The organism is Pseudomonas sp. PS01299 (genome assembly GCF_029960145.1).
Classification (GTDB): domain Bacteria; phylum Pseudomonadota; class Gammaproteobacteria; order Pseudomonadales; family Pseudomonadaceae; genus Aquipseudomonas; species Aquipseudomonas putida_A.
Map to the genome: position 1 here is coordinate 1 of NZ_JASCPO010000389.1, position 3,221 is coordinate 3,221.

Annotated in this window: 3 protein-coding genes; 1 reads left to right on the forward strand and 2 read right to left on the reverse strand. The window is 61.9% G+C overall.

Annotated features, from left to right (window positions below; all coding sequences use genetic code 11):
* Window positions 1-95 precede the first annotated feature (95 nt).
* Together QMX91_RS30080 and QMX91_RS30085 are read right to left on the reverse strand one after the other, a co-directional pair.
* On the reverse strand, window positions 96-983 hold the full coding sequence (locus tag QMX91_RS30080) for a DUF2242 domain-containing protein (protein ID WP_098968097.1): 888 nt from the start codon (window positions 981-983) through the stop codon (window positions 96-98).
* 91 nt (window positions 984-1,074) lie between these two features.
* A complete protein-coding gene (locus QMX91_RS30085; RefSeq protein WP_098968096.1) occupies window positions 1,075-1,974 on the reverse strand; it encodes a LysR family transcriptional regulator in 900 nt (299 codons plus the stop codon).
* A 120-nt stretch (window positions 1,975-2,094) separates the two neighbouring features.
* Between QMX91_RS30085 and QMX91_RS30090 the strand changes: the two genes are divergently transcribed.
* On the forward strand, window positions 2,095-3,221 hold a 1,127-nt coding region (locus QMX91_RS30090), incomplete at its 3' end, for an MFS transporter (RefSeq protein WP_282413830.1).

Genomic DNA, 3,221 nt, shown 5'->3' on the forward strand with positions numbered 1-3,221 from the left:
GGCTTGCTCGCGAAAGCGCAGTGTCAATCAACATATACATTGACTGATACTCCGCTTTCGCGAGCAAGCCCGCTCCCACATGGGATGTGTGTGTGTTACTGCATCGCCGGAATCGGCTCCGATGGCGGCGGGATATTGGTCGGGTTGGCCGGCGGCGTGATCGTTTCGGTAGCCGGTGCAGGCTCTGCACTCGGTGCCGGGGTGATCGGCGCTGACTCGGCCGGCGGCACCACTGGCTCAGAACCCGTTGGCGTCGGCGCAACCGGAGCGGGGGCCGGGGTCGCTGCCGGGGCTGCCGGCGTCATGTTTTGGGCAGGCTCGACAATCCCGGCTGGCGGCGGTGCAGGCGTTGCCTCTACCGCCGGTGCAGGTGTAACCGGCGCTACAGCGGCAGGCTTGGGCTCAGGCACACCGAGATCGGTCTTGGGTTTTTCTTCGATGTGCGCGGCTTTCTTCGCATCGGCTGGCAGGAACAACTCAACCAGCGTGAAGAACCGCTCGTAGAACTTCTGCGAGGTCACGGTCTCACTGGCCACCTTGACCATCGAATCGTCCGACGAACCGATCGGCATCGACACCGAACCCAATACGCCAACCCCGAGACTGGCAGAGTTGTTGGTCTTCTTCAGCGCATAGCGATCCTGCAGGGCATTGGCGAACACCGTGGCATGGTGCTTGGAGCTGCCATCTTCGGTACACACCACATTGAAGCTGATCTCCATGTGGGTTTCACCGGTTTGCTGGAAGCTTTTGTGGCCACTGATCAGTTTCGGGTCACTGCTGGTGATGATGTAGCCCTGGCTGAGCAACGCACGACGGGCCGCCTCGCAACTCGCGGTGTCGGCCACCGGATAATTGCGCGAGAACGTGCCGGAATCATCGAAGTTCTCATGCTCATAGATCGGCTTGTCCTTCGAACAGCCAGCAACAGCGGTCAACAACAGCGCCAACCCAACGACACGCATGGGAGTTGAAATCAACATTGAACATCCTGAGGAAAAACAGTCCGGGGCGTATTGTGCAACAGAACGTGGCCCTGCGGCGCATGGATTGTGTCTTAAAGCCGTTACAACCCTATTGACCCTTGTTTGCCGGAAAAAGTCGCAGCGACAAGTGATCGATGAAGACGCGCAATTTGGCGGTGGCGTGGCGACTGGAGGGCCACAACACCCAGAACTGACCGGTGTGCTTCATATGCGCATCCAGCACTCGCTGCAAGCGCCCCTGCGCCACATCCTCATGGGTCATGAAATCCGGCAGGCAGGCGATACCCATCCCTGCCAGCGCCGCATGATGGACGGCTTCGATAGAAGTGGTGACCAGCCGCGTCGGCAAGCTCGGCTCCGGCGCGCCCTCCTCGCCAATCAATGGCCATGGCTCCAGCTTGCCAGTGGCATGAAAGGTGTGCCGCAAGCAGGCGTGCTCCGCCAGATCGGCGGCAATTTGCGGTACGCCGCGCTGTTGCAGATACAACGGGCTCGCCACCAGCACCATGTGAAACTCGCCCAAGGGCCGCGCCATCAGCCGTGAATCACGTGGTTGACCGGTACGAATCACCGCATCGAAGCCCTCCTCGACCACGTCGACCATGCGATCGGTCAGGTCCAGATCCAGCTCGATCTGCGGGTACAGCGCCATGAACTCGTTCATCACCGGCATCACCAGGCCGTGCACCTGCGGCAGGCTGATGCGCAGTTTGCCATGGGGCTGGGATGCGGAATCGCAAAGTTCGAACTCGGCGGCTTCCACCTCGGCGAGAATTTTGCGACAGCGTGCGAGAAATAGCGTGCCCTCGCTGGTCAGGGTGATGCTGCGGGTGGTGCGATGAAACAGCCGCACGCCCAAGCGCGCCTCCAGCCGGGCGATACTTTTGCCCACCGCTGAAGACGACACGCCCTGCAGCCGCCCAGCCTCGGTAAAACTGCGGGTCTCGGCGACTTGAACAAACACCGAAATACTGCCCAGACTGTCCATTCCACCCCTCCGATTCACGACATCCATGTCCGATATGTTCGGAACCGTAACCCATTTTTCTCCAATGCGCAGCGCCCTAGCCTATGGCCTTCACCCACTTCGGCACATGGACGCTGACTCATGAACGACGCACAACTGACCTCGGCCCTCACCCAGCCAGTCGACACCCGCGAACGATTGCCCCTCGGCGCCCTGCTGGCCCTGGCCACCGCCGGTTTCATCACGGTGCTGACCGAAGCCATGCCCGCCGGCCTGCTGCCACAAATGAGCGCGGGGCTGAATGTCTCCCAGGCACTGATCGGGCAACTGGTCACCCTGTACGCGATTGGCTCGATGCTCGCCGCCATCCCGCTGACCATCGTCACCCGCAGCTGGCGTCGTCGGCCATTGCTGCTGTCAGCCATCGGCGGCTTCGCCATCGCCAACAGCATCACCGCCGTGTCGGAATGGTACTGGCTGACTTTGACCGCACGCTTGCTCGCCGGGATATTTGCCGGGCTGCTGTGGGCGTTGCTGGCAGGCTACGCCAGCCGCATGGTTGCCCCACACCTGCAAGGCCGGGCAATCACCGTCGCCATGCTTGGCGCGCCACTGGCACTCTCGCTGGGCATCCCGGCGGGAACACTGCTCGGCACGCTGGTCGGCTGGCGCCTGAGCTTCGCCATCATGACTGCGCTGACGCTGTTGCTGGTGATCTGGGTGCGCTGGCAAGTGCCGGACTTTGCCGGAGAACACGCAGGAAAACGCCTGCCCCTACATCAGGTCTTCACCCTGCCCGGCGTACGCTCGGTGTTGTTCGTGACCTTGACCTACGTGATCGCCCACAACCTGCTGTACACCTACATCGCGCCATTCCTGCAACCGTCGGGACTGGCCAGCGATATCGACCGGGTGCTGCTGGTGTTCGGCCTGGCCTCAGTGCTGAGCCTGTGGATCGTCGGCAGCCTGATCGATCACTGGCTGCGCGAACTGATGCTGATCAGCACGCTGCTGTTCATGCTCTCCGCCATCGCCTTGGGCATATGGCGAGAATCGGCGACCGTGGTCTACCTCGCCGTCGCCGTGTGGGGTCTGGCGTTTGGTGCGATGCCTTCGCTGCTGCAGACTGCCTCGGCGAAAACCGCTGGAGAGGCTGCCGATACGGCGCAATCGATGCTGGTGACCCTGTGGAATGTCGGGATTGCCGGGGGTGGTTTGGCGGGTGGTTTGCTGCTGGGGAGTCTGGGGGTTGGGGGGTTTCCGTGGAT

Coding starts and splice junctions, on each gene's coding strand:
- QMX91_RS30080 (WP_098968097.1), bottom strand. CDS start 983: ATGTTGATTTCAACTCCCATGCGTGTCGTTGGGTTGGCGCTGTTGTTG.
- QMX91_RS30085 (WP_098968096.1), bottom strand. CDS start 1,974: ATGGACAGTCTGGGCAGTATTTCGGTGTTTGTTCAAGTCGCCGAGACC.